Origin of the sequence: Actinomycetospora termitidis (genome assembly GCF_030286555.1) — a bacterium.
GTDB lineage: Bacteria > Actinomycetota > Actinomycetes > Mycobacteriales > Pseudonocardiaceae > Actinomycetospora > Actinomycetospora termitidis.
In genome coordinates, this window is the sequence record NZ_JASVWF010000001.1 from 125487 (window position 1) to 143455 (window position 17969).

The 17969-nt window shown below is 73.6% G+C and carries 25 protein-coding genes and 1 tRNA gene; 7 read left to right on the plus strand and 19 right to left on the minus strand.

All coding sequences use genetic code 11. From position 1 onward, the window contains the following. Positions 1 to 153: 153 nt before the first annotated feature. The 8 genes from QRT03_RS00655 to QRT03_RS00690 all read right to left on the minus strand — a co-directional run bounded on the left by QRT03_RS00655 (position 154) and on the right by QRT03_RS00690 (position 6288). The gene (locus QRT03_RS00655) at positions 154 to 1065 is read right to left on the minus strand and encodes a hypothetical protein (protein ID WP_286050495.1); all 912 of its coding nucleotides are present in this window, start codon (positions 1063 to 1065) and stop codon (positions 154 to 156) included. A gap of 4 nt (positions 1066 to 1069) precedes the next feature. Beyond that, on the minus strand, positions 1070 to 2095 hold the full coding sequence (locus QRT03_RS00660; RefSeq protein ID WP_286050496.1) for a glycosyltransferase family 4 protein: 1026 nt from the start codon (positions 2093 to 2095) through the stop codon (positions 1070 to 1072). Between the two features lie 41 nt (positions 2096 to 2136). Continuing rightward, on the minus strand, positions 2137 to 3318 hold the full coding sequence (locus QRT03_RS00665) for a DUF899 family protein (protein ID WP_286050497.1): 1182 nt from the start codon (positions 3316 to 3318) through the stop codon (positions 2137 to 2139). 28 nt (positions 3319 to 3346) lie between these two features. Then, on the minus strand, positions 3347 to 4735 hold the full coding sequence (locus tag QRT03_RS00670; RefSeq protein WP_286050498.1) for an MFS transporter: 1389 nt from the start codon (positions 4733 to 4735) through the stop codon (positions 3347 to 3349). Positions 4736 to 4768: 33 nt separating this feature from the next. After that, the gene (locus tag QRT03_RS00675; RefSeq protein WP_286050499.1) at positions 4769 to 5119 is read right to left on the minus strand and encodes an ArsR/SmtB family transcription factor; all 351 of its coding nucleotides are present in this window, start codon (positions 5117 to 5119) and stop codon (positions 4769 to 4771) included. Then, positions 5116 to 5547, minus strand: a complete 432-nt coding sequence (locus QRT03_RS00680) for an SRPBCC domain-containing protein (RefSeq protein WP_286050500.1) — start codon at positions 5545 to 5547, stop codon at positions 5116 to 5118. The genes QRT03_RS00675 and QRT03_RS00680 overlap by 4 nt, the downstream gene beginning before the upstream one ends. A gap of 99 nt (positions 5548 to 5646) precedes the next feature. Continuing rightward, positions 5647 to 6123: a hypothetical protein gene (locus QRT03_RS00685; protein ID WP_286050501.1), complete on the minus strand. Its 477-nt coding sequence runs from the start codon at positions 6121 to 6123 to the stop codon at positions 5647 to 5649. A gap of 88 nt (positions 6124 to 6211) precedes the next feature. Continuing rightward, a tRNA-Thr gene (locus QRT03_RS00690) sits at positions 6212 to 6288 on the minus strand. A 94-nt stretch (positions 6289 to 6382) separates the two neighbouring features. Between QRT03_RS00690 and QRT03_RS00695 the strand changes: the two genes are divergently transcribed. Both QRT03_RS00695 and QRT03_RS00700 read left to right on the plus strand, forming a co-directional pair. Beyond that, on the plus strand, positions 6383 to 6811 hold the full coding sequence (locus QRT03_RS00695) for a thioredoxin family protein (RefSeq protein WP_286050503.1): 429 nt from the start codon (positions 6383 to 6385) through the stop codon (positions 6809 to 6811). A gap of 106 nt (positions 6812 to 6917) precedes the next feature. Then, positions 6918 to 7337 (plus strand): DUF4395 domain-containing protein, encoded by a 420-nt coding sequence (locus QRT03_RS00700; RefSeq protein ID WP_286050504.1) that lies wholly within the window; start codon positions 6918 to 6920, stop codon positions 7335 to 7337. Here the strand turns inward: QRT03_RS00700 and surE are convergent, their stop codons facing one another. Then, positions 7338 to 8180 (minus strand): 5'/3'-nucleotidase SurE, encoded by an 843-nt coding sequence (gene surE, locus QRT03_RS00705; RefSeq protein ID WP_286050505.1) that lies wholly within the window; start codon positions 8178 to 8180, stop codon positions 7338 to 7340. Then, positions 8177 to 8941 carry an arylamine N-acetyltransferase family protein gene (locus QRT03_RS00710; protein ID WP_286050506.1) on the minus strand — a complete coding sequence of 255 codons (765 nt, stop codon included), beginning with the start codon at positions 8939 to 8941 and terminating at the stop codon, positions 8177 to 8179. Before QRT03_RS00710 ends, surE begins: the two co-directional genes overlap by 4 nt. 20 nt (positions 8942 to 8961) lie before the next feature. Here QRT03_RS00710 and QRT03_RS00715 point away from each other — a divergent pair, with 20 nt between their 5' ends. Then, positions 8962 to 9750, plus strand: coding sequence for a carbon-nitrogen hydrolase family protein (locus QRT03_RS00715; protein WP_286050507.1), 789 nt, complete (start codon positions 8962 to 8964; stop codon positions 9748 to 9750). A 25-nt stretch (positions 9751 to 9775) separates the two neighbouring features. Then, the gene (locus QRT03_RS00720; RefSeq protein WP_286050508.1) at positions 9776 to 10252 is read left to right on the plus strand and encodes a YbaK/EbsC family protein; all 477 of its coding nucleotides are present in this window, start codon (positions 9776 to 9778) and stop codon (positions 10250 to 10252) included. A gap of 244 nt (positions 10253 to 10496) precedes the next feature. Here the strand turns inward: QRT03_RS00720 and QRT03_RS00725 are convergent, their stop codons facing one another. The 5 genes from QRT03_RS00725 to QRT03_RS00745 all read right to left on the minus strand — a co-directional run bounded on the left by QRT03_RS00725 (position 10497) and on the right by QRT03_RS00745 (position 13643). Next, on the minus strand, positions 10497 to 11069 hold the full coding sequence (locus QRT03_RS00725) for a DUF3558 domain-containing protein (RefSeq protein ID WP_286050509.1): 573 nt from the start codon (positions 11067 to 11069) through the stop codon (positions 10497 to 10499). Continuing rightward, the gene (locus tag QRT03_RS00730) at positions 11056 to 11520 is read right to left on the minus strand and encodes a hypothetical protein (protein WP_286050510.1); all 465 of its coding nucleotides are present in this window, start codon (positions 11518 to 11520) and stop codon (positions 11056 to 11058) included. Before QRT03_RS00730 ends, QRT03_RS00725 begins: the two co-directional genes overlap by 14 nt. A gap of 51 nt (positions 11521 to 11571) precedes the next feature. After that, entirely contained in the window at positions 11572 to 12024 is a 453-nt protein-coding gene (locus tag QRT03_RS00735; protein ID WP_286050511.1) for an ArsR/SmtB family transcription factor, read from the minus strand. Continuing rightward, a complete protein-coding gene (locus tag QRT03_RS00740) occupies positions 12021 to 13109 on the minus strand; it encodes a serine hydrolase (protein WP_286050512.1) in 1089 nt (362 codons plus the stop codon). Before QRT03_RS00740 ends, QRT03_RS00735 begins: the two co-directional genes overlap by 4 nt. A gap of 375 nt (positions 13110 to 13484) precedes the next feature. Further along, on the minus strand, positions 13485 to 13643 hold the full coding sequence (locus tag QRT03_RS00745) for a hypothetical protein (protein ID WP_286050513.1): 159 nt from the start codon (positions 13641 to 13643) through the stop codon (positions 13485 to 13487). A gap of 24 nt (positions 13644 to 13667) precedes the next feature. Between QRT03_RS00745 and QRT03_RS00750 the strand changes: the two genes are divergently transcribed. Beyond that, positions 13668 to 14057 carry a hypothetical protein gene (locus QRT03_RS00750; protein ID WP_286050514.1) on the plus strand — a complete coding sequence of 130 codons (390 nt, stop codon included), beginning with the start codon at positions 13668 to 13670 and terminating at the stop codon, positions 14055 to 14057. A gap of 8 nt (positions 14058 to 14065) precedes the next feature. Here QRT03_RS00750 and QRT03_RS00755 read toward each other — a convergent pair whose 3' ends face one another. Next, a complete protein-coding gene (locus QRT03_RS00755) occupies positions 14066 to 15268 on the minus strand; it encodes a DNA polymerase III subunit delta' (protein ID WP_286050516.1) in 1203 nt (400 codons plus the stop codon). A 37-nt stretch (positions 15269 to 15305) separates the two neighbouring features. Continuing rightward, positions 15306 to 15809: a hypothetical protein gene (locus tag QRT03_RS00760; RefSeq protein ID WP_286050517.1), complete on the minus strand. Its 504-nt coding sequence runs from the start codon at positions 15807 to 15809 to the stop codon at positions 15306 to 15308. Between the two features lie 62 nt (positions 15810 to 15871). Here QRT03_RS00760 and QRT03_RS00765 point away from each other — a divergent pair, with 62 nt between their 5' ends. Beyond that, positions 15872 to 16186 carry a TfoX/Sxy family protein gene (locus QRT03_RS00765; protein WP_286050518.1) on the plus strand — a complete coding sequence of 105 codons (315 nt, stop codon included), beginning with the start codon at positions 15872 to 15874 and terminating at the stop codon, positions 16184 to 16186. A gap of 29 nt (positions 16187 to 16215) precedes the next feature. Next, on the plus strand, positions 16216 to 16398 hold the full coding sequence (locus QRT03_RS00770; protein WP_286050519.1) for a hypothetical protein: 183 nt from the start codon (positions 16216 to 16218) through the stop codon (positions 16396 to 16398). A gap of 1 nt (position 16399) precedes the next feature. Here the strand turns inward: QRT03_RS00770 and QRT03_RS00775 are convergent, their stop codons facing one another. Beyond that, on the minus strand, positions 16400 to 17170 hold the full coding sequence (locus QRT03_RS00775) for a thermonuclease family protein (RefSeq protein WP_286050520.1): 771 nt from the start codon (positions 17168 to 17170) through the stop codon (positions 16400 to 16402). 75 nt (positions 17171 to 17245) lie between these two features. After that, on the minus strand, positions 17246 to 17884 hold the full coding sequence (locus tag QRT03_RS00780; protein ID WP_286050521.1) for a TetR/AcrR family transcriptional regulator: 639 nt from the start codon (positions 17882 to 17884) through the stop codon (positions 17246 to 17248). Positions 17885 to 17969: the final 85 nt, after the last annotated feature.

The window sequence follows — 17969 nt, forward strand, 5'->3', positions numbered from 1 at the left end:
TCCTGCTACCGCGAATCGTAGGAAACGTCGGGTAACAGGAAGATCCGTCGATCTCGGTGGGCCGAACGGATGAGCGCCGACCCCTCGGAAGGGGCCGGCGCACCGTACGGCACTACTGCTGCGTACGACCACGACCGCGATGCGATCTTTCCATCAGTCCTCGTCGTCGACCCAGCCGCACGAGGCCTCGCACTCGGCGTCGCAGCAGCAGCCACTCATGCAGACCCAGCCCTCGTCGTCGATCGGCATGCCGGCGGCGATGAGGTCGACGTGCAGCCGGATCAGCAGCCGGGCCGCGTCGCCGATCTCGTCCTCGTCGTCGGCGAGGCCCATCGTGTACACGTAGGCCCGCGGCGCGTCGTCCTGGAGCACGGCGAGCTGCGCCCGCCTCAGCCGGCCGTGGCGGTCGGTGCCCGCCGCGTCGAAGTGCTCGATGGCCTCGTCCAGGTCCCCGCGTCGGAAGGCGAGCTCACCGTGCAGCCCCTGCTCCCACTCCGGGAGGCAGGGGCCACCGAGGCGGGAGTCGGGACGCTCGACGTCCTGCAGGAGGGCCTCCGCGCCCTCGGCGTCGTCGGCGTCGAGGCAGCGCTGCGCGCTCCGGAGTCGGTCCTCCTCCCGACGCGCCGCGTCCTCCGCGGCGCGTTCCCGCGCCACTCGACGCCGGGTCTCCGCCTCGTCGGTCCAGCCGCCCGCGGCCGCCTGCCGCAGGAAGGGCGCGGCCACGTCCCGGCGGCCGGCCCGCCGGTGGGCACAGCCGACCTTCCAGGCCGCCTCGGCGGCCAGCGCCTCGTCGGGTCCCGCGGCCGCCGTCTCCCACCACGCCCGGGCCACACGCCCGTCCCGCAGCCACGCATCGATGTCGCCGAGCGCGATCAGTGCGCGCTGATCGGGGACCGCTGCGGCGAACACGGGACGGAGGGCGTCGCGCACCGGCTCGTCGGTGCGCCAGTCCTCCAGCAGCTGTGCGGCCGCACGGATGGTCGGGTCATCGGGGGTGTTGGTCCTCAGGACGGCCGCGACGCGGAGCGCATCGCGGCGCGCCTGCTCTCGCTGCGCCGTCGACATGCGCTCATGGTGAGCCCGTTCTCGCTGGTCGGCGAGGTGTTTTCGCGGCCTCGAGCCACCACGACACTACGTCGCGCTTGGTGTGGCCGTCGCGCGACGGAGCCTCTGCTCCCCGCTGCATGGCACCGCGCAGACCCTCGGCGAGGTCGGTCGCGTCGCCCGGGGTCGTGAGGACGACGTCGGGGTGGTCGCGGAGGTCGTCGGCGAGCCCGGTCTCCGTCGTCGTCACCACCCGGCAGCCGTGCGCGAGGCCCTCCACGAGCGGCAGACCGATCTGCTCGCGCCACCCGGGACGCCGGACCGACGGCATGACGACGACGGCGCTCGTCCGGAGGAGTTCGTGGATCTCTCCGCGGGGTGGGTCCAGGCGCAGGTCGGCGTTCGCCGGGAGCGCCGGGGGTTCGGCGCCGGAGGGGTCGGCGACGACGAGCTGCCAGTCCGGGTCGAGCCGCTCCCACGCCTCCAGCAGCACCGGATAACCCTTGCGTTCGCTGGGGGTGCCGAGGAAGAGCACCCGTCGCTCCCGGGTCGTCCCACCTGTGGGTCCGCAGACCGTGCACGTGTCGATGCGGGGCGGGAGGACGGCGTGGTGGATGCGGTCGAGTGCCGGGCCGAAGGTCGCGCGGTAGTTGTCGGCAGCACCCGACGTCCCGAAGGCGATGAGGTCGAGGCCGCGCAGGGACAGCCCGACCGCCCGAGTGCGCGACCCGAGTCGTTCAGCCGCATCGAAGTTCTCGATGGCGTAGGTGGCGACACGGATGCCGGGCCGGACCGTCTTCGCCAGCGAGAGGTAGCGGACGGCCTTCTTCCACTCCCCGAACCAGAGCGGCTCGGCGACCTCCAGGACGACGAGCTCAGGGTCGCGGAGCTGCCGGACGTAGGTGCCCCACGTGAACGGACGCACCCGCGGGTCCTGCATGAGCTCGTCGTCCGCGTCGGTGCGCGCCGAGGTGAACAGCAGGGCCTGCGTCGCGGGCATCTCCTCGACGACCGAGCTCCGCAGGTCCGGGACGATCCGCAACGACTGCACCCGCCCTGGTTCCCGCACGCCGCCGCGGAGAAGCCCCGTGATCAGAGGCCGAGCATCTCGACCGGGGAACGGGGCAGCGTCGTCCCCGTCTCCAGGTAGGTCTTGAGATTGGACAGGACCGCCGCCCACACCCCGGCCACGATGGCGCGCAGCGGCTCCGACGCGAGATCGGAGTGGGTCACGGTCAGGCGGGCGATCTCCTCGTACGGGTCGACCTCGAAGGCGACGCGCGAGGGCGGACCGGAGGGGAAGGTGAGGACGAGTCGCCGGGGCCGGTCGCTGACGAGGACTTCGCCCGTCCCGTCGAGCTCACCGGAGGGCTTGCGGTGCTCCCAGCGCGACCCCACCTCCCAGTCGGAGACGTTGGACCGCCCCCACCAGGCAGCGGTGGCCTCGGCGTCGGTCAGGGCGAGCCAGATCTCCTCGGGTGTGCTGTGCACGTAGATGGTCTGGCTGCACGAGAGGTCGCCGGTGGCGGGGTGCGCGAGGTCGTCGGAGTGTCCGGCGTCCAGGCGCGGCCACTGCGGGATCGGTCGTCCCTCCGGCCACTCCGCCACGGGCGTCCAGGTGGGCGGGCCGTCGGCGGTCCGGGTGTAGCTGCACGAGGCCGGCCATCCCGACGGCGAGTCCTCCCAGGGCTCCTGGCGTCCGTACACGGTGAGGTCCATCAGGGCGTAGGAGTTGTCCATCGCCTCGACACCGCGGCGGGTCGTCCAGTAGGTCTCGAAGACCCGGTCGCCCCGTCGCAGGTAGCACACGAGGTGCATGAGGCCGACCTGCTTCGGCGGCGCGAGCAGGGTGCCCAGCGACTCCTGGGCGGAGTACCAGGGCACGTCCCAGCCCAGGAAGTCGCGGTAGCGCCGACTTTCGTCGTACGGGCCCTGGCAGAACGTGGCGTAGGTGATGTCGCGGGAGTGCAGGTAGGACAGCTCGCCGATCTGGCTGGTGTCCCAGGTGCACCCCTCGCACTGCTCGGCGGCCGGGTGGCCGTCGTGCCACATGAAGTAGTAGGCGACGAGCTGGGTGCGCCCCTCGAAGGCGTCGAGGAGCGTGGTCGGGCCGTCCTTCCCGACGAGGGGCGTGGCCGGGTCGACCTCGACCATGGGGAGTCGGCGGCGGGCGGCGGCGATCGCATCGCCCTCCCGCGTGTGGGCCTTCTCCCGGGGCCGCAGCGCGTCGACCGCGGACTCGAAGGCGTCTCGTCCGGCGATGTCGGGGGTCATGGGTCCTCCAGGTGCGGATGTGGTGGGGTCAGGCGGTCTGGTGGAGACGGGCCCGGGGCGCCCCGGCCCCGGCGCGGCGCAGTCCGACCGCGACGAGGACGACGGCGGCCACGGTCACGGCGACGTCGACCGCGAGGGCGAGACGGAGGCCGCTCAGCTCGTCGGTGCGGGTGGCGGCGACCCAGCTCAGCAGCGGGATGCCGACGGTGATGGCCACCTGCTGGGTCATCGAGGTCAGTCCGGTCGCCAGGCCCTGCTCGGCGTCGGGCAGCCCGGACGTGCTGGTCACGGTGAACGCCACGATCGCGGGGACGTGGCCGAAGAAGCCGATGAACAGCGCAGGCACGAGGATCAGCAGCGCCGAGCGGTCGGCGCCGAGGAACACCAGCGGCAGCGTCGCCAGACCCTGCACCAGCAGCCCGCCGAGCAGGACCCGCCGACTCCCGAACCGCCCGAGGGCTCGTCCGGCCAGCATCCCGGCGACCACGGACGCGAGGCCGGGCACGCCGAACACCAACCCGGTGACCAGGGGCGGCAGGTGGAGGACGTGCTGGAGGTACAGCGTCGTCAGGAAGATCATCGCTGGTTCCGTCGCGAAGATGACCAGTCCGGCGACGTTGCCCCACAGCACCGTCCGACGCGCCAGGACCCGGGGTGGGGCGAGGGGCGCGGCCGCGCGGTGCTCGATCCGCCAGAACGCCGCCAGCAGGAGCATCCCGACGACGGCGGCGAGGGCGTGCTGCTCGATCACCGCGTAGACGACGGCCAGGAGGCCGGCGCTGACGGTCACCGCGCCCGGGAGGTCGAGCCGTGGCCGGTCGGGCCGGGTCGACTCGGCGAGCACGAACGGGGTGGCGAGCAGGATCGCCGCGGCGACCGGCACGTTCAGGAAGAACGCCGCCCGCCAGCTCCAGAGTCCGACGAGGGTGCCCCCGACGAGCGCGCCGACGGTGAACCCTCCGGAGAGCAGCGCCCCGTTGATGCCGAGGACGCGGTCGCGGGCCGGTCCCTCGGCGAAGTTCGTGGTGAGCAGGGACAGCGCCGCCGGCAGCGTCATCGCCGTCGCGAAGCCCTGCAGGACCCGCGCGACCAGGAGCACCGGCGCAGTGGTGGCGAGCCCACCGAGCAGCGACGCCACGAGCAGCAACGCCAGGCCGAGCCGGAACATCCGGCGGCGGCCGACGGTGTCCGCCAGCCGTCCGCAGACCAGCGTGAAGCCGGCCGCGGGGAGGACGAACGCCGTCGTGACCCAGGGCAGCCGTTCCACGTCCACCCCGACGCCGGCCCCGATGTCGGGCAGGGCGACGGTGAGGATGGAGAAGTCCACCGAGAGCATGAAGCCGGCGCCGAGCAGGACCGCGAGGACGGCGCGCTGGTCGCGGGTGAGATGGGCGTGCGGTATCGCCGCAGGAGACATGGGTCGTCCGCCGTGGGGTGGGTCGCGCGGGGTCTAGGTGTCGTCGCGCTCGGCGGCCTCGGCGAAGCGCTTGATGCGGGCCAGGCGGCGGTCCCACTGATCGGCGAGACCGGCCATCCACCGGGCCGTCGTGTCGAGGGCGTCGGGGCGCACGGTGTAGCGCACCTCCCGCCCGGCCCGGGTCGCCTCGACCAGCCCGGCGTCGTCGAGGACGGTGAGGTGCTTGACGACGGCCTGACGCGAGACCGGCACGCCCTCGGCGAGGGTCGTCGCGGTCGCCTGTCCCTGATCGGCGAGCAGGTCCAGGAGCTGCCGGCGGGTGGGGTCGGCCAGGGCGACCAGCACACCCGTCACCAGGGCGGCGGCGGGGTCCTCGGGGTTCACCGGTCCCGGTCCAGCGCGGCGAGACACTGCTCCCAGCCCGCCGTGTGGTCCTCGATGACGTGGGCCCGGTTCTCCTCGGAGGTGGGCAGCGCGGCGAAGCCGCTCTCGACGACCCGCAGGCGGGTCGCCGACCCCTCCGGCACGAGCGTGAACTCCACGAGCGTGGAGTTGTCCTCGCGCAGGTCCTCGCCCGGGAAGGCGGAGACCCAGCGGTAGGAGAGGTACGACGGCGGGTCGCTCTTCTCCACCCGCATCGGGAAGTCGCCGTGCTCGGAGTGCCGGGCGACGAACGACTCGCCGGCCGCCACCTGCGTCCCGCGCACCGTGTCGTCGTCGGTCGCCCAGAACCCGGGCTCGGCAACCAGGGCGAAGACGCGCTCCGGCGACGCCTCGATCATGATCTCCCGCTCGATCCGGTCCTGGGTCATCCGAACCACTCCCCGTGCTCGACCTCATGCTGTGCAACTACAGAGTTGCACGTCGTCCGAGCAGACGCAACTTCCGGGTTGCAAATGGAGGCGGTGACGTCAGGCGCGGACTCCCCGCTGCCCGACCGCGCCACGCAGGCCGACACAGCCGATGCACCCGACGCAGTCCACGCAGTCGACGCACGCGATGCACCCCACGCACCGGGAGCAGTCGACACAGGCCAACGTGGCGATGCACCGACGCAGGCCGACGCCGACCAGGGTGAGGACGCTGGCGACGATCCCGACGCTGCCGGCCGTCGCCACGCTCCCGGCGACGGCGGCACTCCCGGACGTCGCCACACTGCCGGCCACGGCGACGCTGCCCGCGGTCGCCACGCTGCCCGCCACGGCCACGCTCCCGCCCGTCGCCACGCTGCGCAGGACGCCGATGCTGCTGGTCGTCCCGACGCTGCCGGCCGTCGCGACGCTGTCGGTGGTGCCGACGCTGCCGGCGGTGGCGACGCTGTGCGACGTCTCGACGCTGCCCGCCGTCGCGATCCCGGGGTCCTGGTCGCTCTCATCCCGCTCGGCCATGGGAGAAGCGTCGCGGAGGGCGTCCCCGGCGTCCAGGACGAACCGGATCGGCGCGCACTTCTCCCCGGGTCCGTGACCAGGGAGAAGGTGGAGCCGCCTGTCGGAATCGAACCGACGACCTACGCATTACGAGTGCGTTGCTCTGGCCGACTGAGCTAAGGCGGCAGCAGGACCGAGTGTAGGGGACCTGTGCGGCGGCCCGATCGGGCGGGGTCGTGGGCCGGGGAACACGGCGCGCCGCTGCGGAGTTGCGGACCATGTGTCCCTCACCGGCGCGATCGTCGTGGTCGCCGTGCTCGCCGTCGCGACCGTGGTCGGGCTCGTCCTGCGGTCCCGTTCCGGCCGGATCCGCACGACCGCGGGTCGTACTGCTGCCGGCTGGCAGCTCGCCGGCGTGACGCCCGGGCCCGACGACCGGGTGCTCCTCCTGCAGCTCTCCTCGCCGGTCTGCACGCCGTGCCGCCAGACCGCCGCACAGTTGACCGAGCTGGCCGGGCGCCCCGGGCTACGGCACGTCGAGGTCGACATCGGCGAACGGCCCGAGGCCGCGCGCACGCTCGACGTCATGCGCACCCCGACGACGATCGCGTTCTCCCGCGACGGCCGGGAGCTGCTGCGGGTGTCGGGCGTGCCCCGTCGTCAGGAACTCCTCGACGCGCTGGACACCGAGCTCTCCGCCGCACGATGATCTTCGACGTGCTGACCCGCCGTCGCGCCGTCGACCACGGCCGACTCGCTGCGGACCTCTGTCCGGGCCGCTGACCCGCGCCCACCCCCGACCGAGGAAGCACCCCATGCAGCTCGACCCCCGCGGCGTGCGGTTCGCCGCCGCGATCACCACCGTCGTCCTCGCCGTCGTCCTGATCACCGGCAGCGGCTGGCTCGTCCTCGCTCAGGCCGTCGTCTTCGCGCTGCCGGCCCTGTTCGGGATGCGGTTCTCGCCCTACGGCGCGCTCTTCCGGGTCGCGGTCGGCCCGCGCCTCGCGCCGCCGACGGAGACGGAGGACCCCGAGCCGGTGCGGTTCTCGCAGACCGTCGGGCTGGTGTTCACCGTGGTCGCCGCCGTCGGCTACCTGGCCGGCCTGACCGCGCTCGGCGTCGTCGCGACCGCCCTCGCCCTCGCCGCGGCCTTCCTCAACGCCGCGTTCGGGTTCTGCCTCGGCTGCGAGATGTACGGGCTGATCGCCCGGGCCCGGGGCGCGCGCACCGCCTGATCAGGCGGGCACGTCGCGGAGGCGGTCCACGACCGCGTTCGACGTGGCGCCGCCGACCGTCAGCTGGGTCAGGGTCGCGACGCCGTCGTCGAGGATGTCCACGTCGTCGTCCGGGCCGTCCGTCGGCACCGTCATCTCCTCGCCGTCGAGCTCGACCGCGAGCGGGTCGCGGACCCGGACCTCATCGGCGCGCTCCCCCGCCGGATAGTTGACGTTCACGACGGTGCCGGGCGCGAACAGGTCCGGCCCGAGGGTCTGCACGAGCCGGGTCACGTAGGCGGCCGTCGCGGTGCAGTCGCCCTCGGACTCGCCCTTGTGGGTCGAGGACGCGATCGCCGGGATGCCTGCCGTGGCAGCGATGACGGCGGCGCCGACGGTCCCGGACTCGACGATCCCGGTCCCCGAGTTGTGTCCGAGGTTGGTCCCGGAGACGACGAGGTCGGGCGGGTCCGCGCGCATCAGCTCCAGCCCGGCGCGGACCGCGTCGACCGGCATCCCACCGACCGCGTACGTCTTCGGGCTCTTCTCGTCCAGCTCGGTCTTCCCGTCCGACGAGGCGCCGGCGCCGCTGCGGTTGCTCTCCGGGGCGACCAGCGTGACGTCGTACCCGGCGTCGGTGAGCGCCTTCCGGACGGCCGTGATCCCGCCGGCCTGCCACCCGTCGTCGTCGGTGAGCAGGACTCGCAGCGGAGCCGGCGCCGGCGTGGTCGTCGGCGGCGCCGGTGCTGCCAGTGCTCGGGGGGCAGGCGCCGGAGCCGGGGCGGGAGCGGGTGGGGGCGTCGCGGCGCAGGCGGCGCTCAGCAGGAGCGTGGCCAGGGCGAGGACGAGCCGGCGCGTCGTCACGACGCCTGCGGGGGGTGGAGGGGCGTCGGGAGCCGGTCGAGCGCGATGCCGAACAGGTCGCGGTAGGCGGAGAGCGCCTCGCCGGCGGAGAGGTCGTCCTCGGTGCGGGTGCCGTCGGGCGCGGTGCGGATGAGCTTCGCACCGGCGAGCGTGACGCGTCCGCCCTCGCGGGTCGGCAGGGTGCAGGTCGGCCCGTGGGTGAAGCCGGAGTCGGGGTGGGTCGCGGTCCAGAAGCAGGTCGGCGCGAAGTCGGCGCGCGACCGCACCCGGCGTTCGAGGCAGTAGCCGGGCTTCCCCGCGGGGCTGCGCACCTCGACGTCGCCGTCTGCCTGCGGCTCGAGCTGGGCGGACGGTGCGTCGAGGTCGGTCGGCAGCACCATGAAGCCGCCGAACCCGACGTCCACGAGCCGCTCCGACCCCCTATCGGCGTGCTCGGTTGCTCTGTCGGGGACGGAGAGGGCCATGTGGGCGAGCGGCGCGGTGTCGCCGTCGGGGGTGTGCACGACGCCGCCGAGGAAGCGGACGTCGTGGCCGAGCTCGCCGAGCAACCACGCGAACAGGCCGTTGAGCTCGTAGCAGAAGCCGCCGCGTCGTCGTCGGACGATCTTGTCGTAGAGCGCCTCGGGCCGGGTGTCGATCTCCTCGCCGAGGTGGATGGACAGGTTCTCGAACGGCACGGCGTGGAAGTGCCGGTCGGTGAGCGTGGCGAGGTCGTCGTCCTCGTCCGCGCCGATGCGGGCGAGATATGGGGCGACATCCATCGGCCCGGTATACACGGGTCATGCGCGTCGCCCTCGCCCAGATCCTGGCCACCGACGACCCGAAGGCGAACCTGGAACTGGTCCGCGACCACACGGCGCTCGCGGCGCAGCAGGGTGCGGCGGTCGTCGTGTTCCCGGAGGCGACGATGTGCCGCTTCGGGGTGTCGCTGAAGCCCGTCGCGGAGCCGCTGGACGGACCGTGGGCGACGGAGGTGCGCTCGATCGCGGAGCAGCACGGCGTCCTGGTCGTCGCCGGGATGTTCACCCCGACCGACGACGGGCGCGTCACGAACACCCTGCTCGCGGTGGGTCGGGGCGTCGACACGTCCTACGACAAGATCCACCTGTACGACGCGTTCGGGTTCGCGGAGTCGGACACGGTGGCGCCGGGCTCCTCGCCGGTGGTCGTGGAGGTCGACGGCGAGACGATCGGGCTGGCGGTCTGCTACGACATCCGCTTCCCGGAGCTGTTCCGCGCGCTCGCCGACCGGGGCGCCTCGACCGTGCTGCTCCCGGCGTCGTGGGGGGCGGGGCCGGGGAAGGTGGAGCAGTGGGAACTGCTCGTGCGGGCGCGGGCGATCGACTCGACGACGTTCGTGGCGGCCTGCGACCAGGCGGACCCCCTCGCCTCCGGCGTCGACCCGGGGAAGGCGCCGCGCGGGGTGGGGCACTCGCTCGTCGCGTCGCCGTTCGGGGTGGTCGTGGAGTCGCTGGAGGCCGACCCGGGGCTGCTCGTGGTGGACGTGGACACGGCGTCGGTGGCGCGCACGCGTGAGGTGCTGCCGGTGCTGGCGAACCGTCGGATGTGACGGCCGTCGTGCCACGATGATCGGCATGGCGAAGGTGCGCAGTGTCGACCGGGTGGCCGAGGCGCTGGTCGCGCACGGGATGGGCGGTCGGTCGCGGGAGCTCCCGGAGTCGACGCGGACCGCCGCCGAGGCGGGCGCCGCGCTCGGCTGCGAGGTCGGGCAGATCGTGAAGTCGCTGGTCTTCCGCGTGCCGACGACCGACGCGGCACTGTTGGTCCTGGCGTCCGGGTCGACGCGGGTCGACGTGGGGAAGCTGTCGGCGATCGTGGGCGAGCCGGTGGAGCAGGCCTCGGGTGCCTTCGTGCGGGAGCGGACCGGCTTCGCGATCGGCGGGGTCGCGCCCGTCGGACTGGTTGCGCCGGTGACGACCTACATCGAGCGGGGCGTCCTGGCGTGGGACCGTTTCTGGGCGGCCGCCGGCTCGCCGCGGACGGTCTTCGACGCGACGCCGGACGAGCTGATCGCGGCGACCGGCGGGGATGTTGTGGACGTCGCGGAGTGACCGCGCGTTCTACGGAGCGTCACCCCTGAGCGTCGGAGATGCCCGAGAACCGCTTCCGAGGGAATCGGTTCTCTCGCCATGGTCGCGATGGCGTGGCCCTGACAAAGATCAGGACTACATGAGTCATCTCGCCGACCCGATCGGCGTGGTTCATGTAGCTCTCGCTGCGGGAGCGCCGTCCTTGCTCACACCCGGTGCTACACCAAGCAGGTCCGGAGCCCCGCCAGCATGTCTCACGTAGCACTCACCGCTGCGGCGGGAGCTTCCTAACGACGAGCGCAATCGCTTCCTCCGCCTTCGCGCAGGGGTCCTCCGTCTGACGCGTCGACAAACCGGACCACTCGGTCTCGAGTGCCTGTCGCGGACCCAGGCCGGTGGTGACGGTGCAGGTGTTGTCGTCCGGTCTCATGCGCTGTCGGACCGCCGGCATCCCCTCGACGGTGGTCGGCACGAAGATGGGCAGGAGGCGGGTTCGATAGGTGTCGGCGAGCAGGTCCCGGCGGGTATCGACCGCGATTGAGAGGCGTTCGTCCCGCCCGTTCGCCCAGACGCACTCAGGTATGTCGACAAGGGTCCTTCCTCGGCCGGGGCCGGGAAACCCGAGCGATCGTAGATCTTGATTGGTCAGCAGCCGGGCGCACGGTTCTGCGGCAACACCCGACGCATCCCGTGGGGACGTGACTTCGGGGGCGCCGTAACGCAGCGGTGCGGCGGCTGGCGTCGACACGGGAGCCGCCCCAGAGCCTGCCGAGCACGAGGTCAGGAGCCCGACTGCCACAGCCGCCGTTGCGAACCAGATCGCTCTAGGCCTGATCATCGAACCGGCGAACCTGCTGGCCCTCGGTCGAGCGGTAGTCCGCGATCTCGGTCTCGAGGGTGCTGATCAGTTCGTTCAGGCGATCGATACCAGCGGTCAATGCCGCGAGCAGACTTCCGGGCCCCCCGACAGCTACAGCACCGAAGACCGCAGCAGCGTCTCGGCTGACGTCGTCCTGCGTGCCCGGATCGATCTTCCCGAGGAAAGCCGCTTCGTGGCGCAGGTCGTACAGCTGGTCGCGGGCGGTCCGGAGATCCCCGAGCACCTGCGGAGCAGCATCGAGGTCGACGGTGAACGAGTTGCCTTCCGCCGCGACCGGCATGGACTGGCGGGGGATGACCTGACCGTTCGCGAGGACCGTCGGGTCCGAGGCCTGCGGAGTGGGCGTGGGGATCGCCGAGGCACCGCGTGGGGGCTCGGTGAACAAGCCGGGCGGGACGGGCACGCTCATCCGACCCACGCTAGCCAGGCGGACCCGTCGTCGGGACCCGAACGGGAGAACTCACCGCAGCAGTCCCGCCACGTCGCCGGCTGCGAGCAGCATCGTCAGGACCGGGACGACGCCGGTCGCCGGGACGCGGAACGCCCGGCCGTCCTGCTCGGCGATGCGGGCGGCCGTGAGGGCGCGCAGGTGGTGGTAGACCTGGCCCGTCGAGGAGAGCTCGGCGGCCTCCTGCAGCTCGGCGGCGGACGCCGGCCCGGAGAGCAGACGGCGGACCAGGGCGAGCCGGACCGGGTGACCGAGGGCGGCGAGCACCTCCGCGGTCGGGGCGGCCGGGAGGTCGAGGACCCCGGCCGGGGAGTAGCCGATCCGCCACGACACCTCGCCGTGCAGGTTGACCGACCCCTCGTAGCCGACCGACCCCGACCCGTCGACGGGCTCGACCGCCACCGGCGACGACTCCAGTGCCGCGACCCGGGCCTCCAGCTCGGCCAGCCGTTCCTCGACGCTCACGCGACGCACACCAGCCGGTCGAACGCCTGGGGCGACACCAGCGCCGCGAGCGCGAGTTGCTGTTGACCCGGGATCTGCTCGGTCGTCGTGGGCGTGAGCGGGAGATCCGCGCCGAGGATCACCGCGTAGCCGGTCGACCCGTCGGGCCGGCGCAGGAAGGAGCCGAAGGTCAGCACGTTGACGAAGGTCCCACCCTTGAACCCGAGCGTCCCGACCTCCGTCGGGCCCTGCCACGTCAGGTGCCGGACCGCGACGTCCGCGCCGGGGACCGTTCCGGTCGCGATCGCGCGGTACAGGCCGTAGAGCTGTGCCGCGGTTCCCCGTGAGTTCGTGGTCGACCACGCCTGCGAGTCCGCGACGTAGCGCTCGGGGTCCTGCTGCGCGGCGGTGGCCAGGCGCTGCTCCACCTCGGCGTGGAACGCCGGATCGTCGGCGACCCGGCGCCCGAGCTGCGCGTCGACCTGCGCGAGCTGCTCCCGGGGCGCACCGGCGGGCGCCAGATCGGGGCGAGCGAGCCGCGCGGCCGCTCCGGCGTAGTTCGGCAGGTCGACGTCGTTCCAGCCCGTCGACGCGGCCGCCGCGCGGAGGGCGTCGTCGCCGAGCCGGGCGCGCAGCCAGTCGGGGGCGGCGTTGTCGCTGTCCTGGATCATCGCCGACACGAGCTGGTCGACGGTGTAGTCCGGACCGGGTCCGAGACGCTGCAGCGCCAACGGATGCACACCGCCGTCGGTCCCGGCGACGTACCAGCGCTCCCAGTCGGCCCGGCTGACCCGTTCGTCGGGCCGGATGCGCCCGTCGGCCACCGCCGCCGCGTACGCCGTCAGGTGCACGACCTTGACCGCCGACGCGAGCACCATGGGCGAGTCCGCCTCGTGCGAGACGACCCGACCGCGCCCGTCGTCGACCACCAGGCCGACCGTCTGTGGCGCCGAGACGATCCGGTTCAGCCACCCGCCGGGCTTCGTCAGGTCGGTCGAGGTCGGGGGCGTGCACCCGGCCGGACGCGGCGGGTTCGCGGGGAGCGCCGCCGCCCGCGGCGCCTCCGCACTCCCCCCGCACGCGCTCAGCGCCAGGCCCAGCACCACCGTTATTACGAGAATCCGTAATCTCGACATAGCGATAAGCTAGCAGGAGTCGTCCACTGTTCGCCTCCACGACGGCGTGCCGGCCCCGGGCACGGGGCACCGGACGGGCATGGCGTTCACGTGGATCCGCGGCCGGCTCGTGGTGGTCGGTTACCAGCCCGACGGCGACTCGGTGCGCTTCGTCCCCGACGAGCTCGCGACGGTGCGGGGGCTGGAGAACGGCGACCGGGTCGAGCCGAGCGAGCGCGACGGCAGCATCCAGCTCCGCCTCGACGCGATCGACGCCCCGGAGACGCACTACCAGGACCAGTCCCAGCCCCTCGCCCTCGAGGCCCGCGACACCCTGCTCGCCGCGGTGGGCTTCACCGACGTGGCCTACGACGACGGCGGGTCGGTCACCTCGTCCGCGCCGGAGTCCGTCCCGGCGGCGATCTGCGCCGCGCTCGTCGAGGTGAACGGCCGCCCGGTGGCCCTGCTGGTCACCGGGGACGCCGTCACGAGCCACGCGGAGGGCGACGAGGTCGACCCGGCCACGGTGGTCGACGCTCGGTCAACGCGGTGCAGACCAGCAACGGCCGCGCCTACCTCACGCTGTACACCTCGACCCCCGAACCGGTCCGCGCCCGCTTCCTCGAGCTCGCGGCCGCCGCGACCGGCGCCGGCAGCGTCTGGGCCGCCGACCGGTCCGGCGGGTTCACCCTCACGACCCAGGCGGACATCGGCCCGGAGGGCCAGCTGATCCTCCCGAAGCTGTTCCGCCGCGCCACCGACTACCTGCGTGCCGACTCCGAGCGCACCTTCGTCGAGTGGGTGAGGGCCCAGGGCGCCGACAACGACCCGGTCGAGGTGGCCGGGACGCGCACGAACCTCGCGGAGCTGCTCACCGAGGACGGGGACCGGGTCTCGCTGACCGTGCCGCTCACCGACCTCGTGTTCGTCGAGGACTGACCCGAGGACTAACCCGCCCGCAGCGCCGTCACCATCGCCTCGACCGCGATCTGCGGCTTCACGTTCGTCTCGAGCGCCTCCCGGCAGGCCAGGACGGCCTCGAGACGGCGCAGCGCGGACTCGCGCGACCCGTCCCGGGCGGCGTTCTCCACCTCGATCGCCCGGTCGGGGTGGGTCGCCGCGGCCTCGGCGCCGAACCCGCGCACGAGCACGTCGCGGTAGTAGCCCGCCAGGTCGATCAGCGCGCGGTCGAGCGAGTCGCGCTTGGTGCGGGTCTGGCGCTGCTTCTGCTGCTTCTCCAGCTCCTTCTCCGCCGCCTTCGCCGCGCGCTGCGCCTGCGCGACACCCTTCCCGGTGCCCCCGGCCCCCATCGAGACGGCGAGCTCCTCCCGCTCGGCCTCGTCCCGCTCGCCCGTCAGCGCGACCACCTCGGCGTCGGCCGCCGCCATCATGTCGTCGGCCGCGGCGAACACCTCCGCGGCGCTGCGCAGCGACCGAGGCACGGCGAGGACGGCCTCGCGACGCTGCCGGGCGTTCTCGTCGCGGGCGAGCCGCCGGGCGCGCCCGATGTGCCCGCCGCAGACGCTCGCCGCCCACGACGCGGTCTCGGCGTCGACGCCGTCGCGCTCCTGCAGCACCGCCGCGATCGCCGACGACTGCGGCGTGCGCAGCCGCAGCGGCCGGCACCGCGAGCGGATGGTGACGCTGACGTCGTCCGGGTGCTCGCTCGGCGCGCAGAGCAGGAACACCGTGCGCTCGTTCGGCTCCTCGACGGCCTTGAGCACCGCGTTGGAGGCCTGCTCGGTCATCCGGTCGGCGTCCTCGATCAGCACGACCTGCCACCGGGCCGTGGTGGGCATCCGCGCGGCCCGCTCGATCACCGCCCGCATCTCCTTGACCCCGAGCGAGAGCCCCTCGGTGGCCACCTCGTGCACGTCCGCGTGCGTCCCCGCGATCACGGTGCGGCAGACCTGGCAGGCGTCGCAGCCCCCGCGCGGACACTGCAGCGCCGCGGCGAACGCCCGGGCGGCGACCGAGCGCCCCGACCCCGGCGGACCCGTGAACAACCACGCGTGCGTCATCCCGCCGGAACGACGCCGGCCCTCGTCCGGACCCTCGGAGGCGAACCGGACGTGCGCGGCGTGCTCGGCGGCGGCCTGCAGCTCGGCGACCGCCTCCGGCTGCCCGACCACCTGGGACCACACGCTCACGGCACCGATGATGCCCCAGACCCCCGACAGCCTCCGCTCAGAGGTGCAGGGCCAGCGCGAACACCGCGATCAGCACCGCGATCAGCAGGATCAGCGGCGCCCCGAGCTTCACGCCGCCGAGACCGCCGAGGCCACCACCGGACCGCGCGGGTCCGGCCGCGCCGGCCCGCCACTCGCCGAACTGCGCCCGGAACTCGGCCTCCTCACGGCGCTCCCGCCGCCACGCCGGCTCGTCGTCGTGATCGGCCGCCGGAGCGGGTGACTCGGTGTACTCGGGCGGGAGGGCCCGGTGGACCCGCTGCGGCGGGATCGGGCGCGGCGGCGGGACGTCCCGGGCGAGCGGGCGCAGCGCGCGCTCGCGGTCGTCGTCCATCCAGCGCGCCACGCCCGCGCGGTCGGTCACGCCCGGCAGGCGCAGGTCGGAGTCCGCCGCGCGCGCGACCGTCGGGTCGTCCTCGCGACGTGCGGGCTGCGTGCCGTCCGGGCCGGCGAGAGGGTCGGCGAGCCGCGGCCGGTCGCCGCGCTCACCCCGGTCGTCCATACCCCCGACCATCACACGATCGGGTGCCCACGGCCAGTGCTGGGCCCGCGAGGCTGTGCGGCGTGGACCCCCAGGAGTGCTTCGACGGCCTCGTCACGACGCTGCGCGACCGGCCCGGCGTCGAGCTCCCGGACCCGACCCGCCGCACCTTCGGCGCCCGCACCCTGCGGGTGCACGGCTCGATCTTCGCGATGGTGCAGGACGAGGCCCTCGTCGTGAAGCTGCCCGAGGCCCGCGTGGCGGAGCTGCTCGCCGAGGGCACGGGCCGGCCGTTCGGGAACCGTCCGATGAAGGAGTGGGTGTCCGTCCCCGAGGTCGCGCCGCGGATCTGGCTCGCGCTCGCCGAGGAGGCCCTGGCGTTCGTCGGGCGGGCGTGAGCGCCCCGCAGAACGGGCAGGGACCCGGCATGGGACTGAACTACCGCAAGAAGCGCCGCCTCGGTCCGCTGCCGATCTGGCGCAACGTCTCGCGCTCGGACGCCGGCAAGACGGTGTCGTACTCGTTCAAGCTCGGCCCGTTCACCTGGAACAGCCGGACGAAGAAGAGCACCGTCGACCTGCCGGGCGGCTACTCCTACACCAAGGACTGAGTCACTCACAGGCCACGCCGTCACCGTCGCGGTCGAGCTTGGCCGCGTAGCCGGGCCCACCGCGGTACAGCGGGGCGGCACCCGCCGCGCGCGCCTCGGTGCAGTTCTTGAACGCGCCGACGGACGGGGCCGGCTTCGGCGCCGCCGCGACCGGGCGAGGCGCAGGCTTCGGCGTCGCGACCGGCTTCGGCTGGGGCTTCGGCGACGGGTTCCCGACGACCGGTGCGGGCTGCGGTCGCGTCGTGGTCGTCGTCCCGCCGCAGGTGCGGCCGTTGCCGTCGAGGGAGCGCAGGCGGGCCTGCACGGACACGGAGGCGTCGTTGCGGCCCTTGGTGTAGATCGCGGTGTGGTCGGCGCGCACCATCATCTCGGCGAAGTCACCGCCGGAGTACGAGACGTAGCGCAGCTGGCGGTCGTAGCGGTCGCGGTCGACGCCGGGCTCGGCGGTGAGCCGCACCGACTGACCCAGGATCGCGTCCTCGGCCGCGCGGGTGGCCTTCCGGCCGCCGACCGTCGGGGCCTCGCAGGAGTCGATCCCGAGCACCCGCACCTCGGTGCCGCCGGTGATCACGAAGGTGTCGCCGTCGATGACGCGGGTGACCATCGCGCTGGAGGCCGCGCCGTCGGTACCCACAGCATCGGCCGCCACCGGCGACGCGGTCGCGGCGGTGGCCGGCGCCGAGGAGGACGACCGCGTGGCCGTCTGCGGGACGCAGCCGGCGAGCAGCAGGACGGCCGTGACGGCACCGATGACGAGCGCGACGATGCGCACTGTTCCCCCGAGGATGTCGACCGAACGCCCCGTGCGACTCGGACGAACGGGCTATCGCCTACCGAGATCTCGTCGTTACCCCAGCCCGACGACCCGCAGCGCGTGGTCCACCAGCTCGTCGATCCGGCGCTCGTCGGGCCCCGGGGCATCGGGATGGAACAGCGCGCGGTCCAGCTCCGCCCCGAAGAGCAGGAACGCGAGGTCCGAGGCGGTGCGCTCCGGGTCGTCGACCTCCACGAGCCCCCGCCCGGCGAGCCGCGCGAGCCCGTCCGCGACCGTCCGCAGCGTCGCACCCGGGGCCCGCCGGTGGTACTCGGCCGCGAGCTCGGGGAACCGGGCGGCCTCCGCGACCACGAGCCGGCGCACGGCCAGCACGTTCGGCCCGAGCACGGCGGAGGCCCACCGGTGGGCGAGGCGCCGCAGCGCCGGCCCGACGTCCTCCCGGCGCTCCACCGCCCCGAGGGTGGCCGTGAGCTCCGCGCCGTAGGCCTCGGCGGTCGCCGTCACGCCCAGCACGACGGCCGCGAAGAGGCTCCGCTTGTCGCCGAACTGGTTGTAGACCGTCTGCTTCGAGACGGCGGCCGCGGCGGCGATGCGGTCCGTCCCGGTCGCCTGGAAGCCGTGGGCGAGGAAGAGCTCGGTGGCGGCGCGGACGATCGCGGCGCGTGCCGGCTCCACACGCCGCTCGTCGCCCGCGGCCCCGTCGATCCTCACGATCAGCTCATCCACTGGACCGGACGGTACTGCGATCAGTACCGTCCGGTCCAGTCGAGTACCGATCAGTCCAGAGGGGCCCACG

What these genes read in the sequence shown, in the direction of transcription:
- QRT03_RS00770 (WP_286050519.1), top strand. Translation starts at nt 16,216, where the DNA reads ATGGGACTGAACTACCGCAAGAAGCGCCGCCTCGGTCCGCTGCCGATC.
- QRT03_RS00715 (WP_286050507.1), top strand. Translation starts at nt 8,962, where the DNA reads ATGCGCGTCGCCCTCGCCCAGATCCTGGCCACCGACGACCCGAAGGCG.
- QRT03_RS00680 (WP_286050500.1), bottom strand. Translation starts at nt 5,547, where the DNA reads ATGACCCAGGACCGGATCGAGCGGGAGATCATGATCGAGGCGTCGCCG.
- QRT03_RS00720 (WP_286050508.1), top strand. Translation starts at nt 9,776, where the DNA reads ATGGCGAAGGTGCGCAGTGTCGACCGGGTGGCCGAGGCGCTGGTCGCG.
- QRT03_RS00685 (WP_286050501.1), bottom strand. Translation starts at nt 6,123, where the DNA reads ATGGCCGAGCGGGATGAGAGCGACCAGGACCCCGGGATCGCGACGGCG.
- QRT03_RS00730 (WP_286050510.1), bottom strand. Translation starts at nt 11,520, where the DNA reads ATGAGCGTGCCCGTCCCGCCCGGCTTGTTCACCGAGCCCCCACGCGGT.
- QRT03_RS00760 (WP_286050517.1), bottom strand. Translation starts at nt 15,809, where the DNA reads ATGGACGACCGGGGTGAGCGCGGCGACCGGCCGCGGCTCGCCGACCCT.
- QRT03_RS00665 (WP_286050497.1), bottom strand. Translation starts at nt 3,318, where the DNA reads ATGACCCCCGACATCGCCGGACGAGACGCCTTCGAGTCCGCGGTCGAC.
- QRT03_RS00670 (WP_286050498.1), bottom strand. Translation starts at nt 4,735, where the DNA reads ATGTCTCCTGCGGCGATACCGCACGCCCATCTCACCCGCGACCAGCGC.
- QRT03_RS00655 (WP_286050495.1), bottom strand. Translation starts at nt 1,065, where the DNA reads ATGTCGACGGCGCAGCGAGAGCAGGCGCGCCGCGATGCGCTCCGCGTC.
- QRT03_RS00710 (WP_286050506.1), bottom strand. Translation starts at nt 8,941, where the DNA reads ATGGATGTCGCCCCATATCTCGCCCGCATCGGCGCGGACGAGGACGAC.
- QRT03_RS00700 (WP_286050504.1), top strand. Translation starts at nt 6,918, where the DNA reads ATGCAGCTCGACCCCCGCGGCGTGCGGTTCGCCGCCGCGATCACCACC.
- QRT03_RS00725 (WP_286050509.1), bottom strand. Translation starts at nt 11,069, where the DNA reads ATGATCAGGCCTAGAGCGATCTGGTTCGCAACGGCGGCTGTGGCAGTC.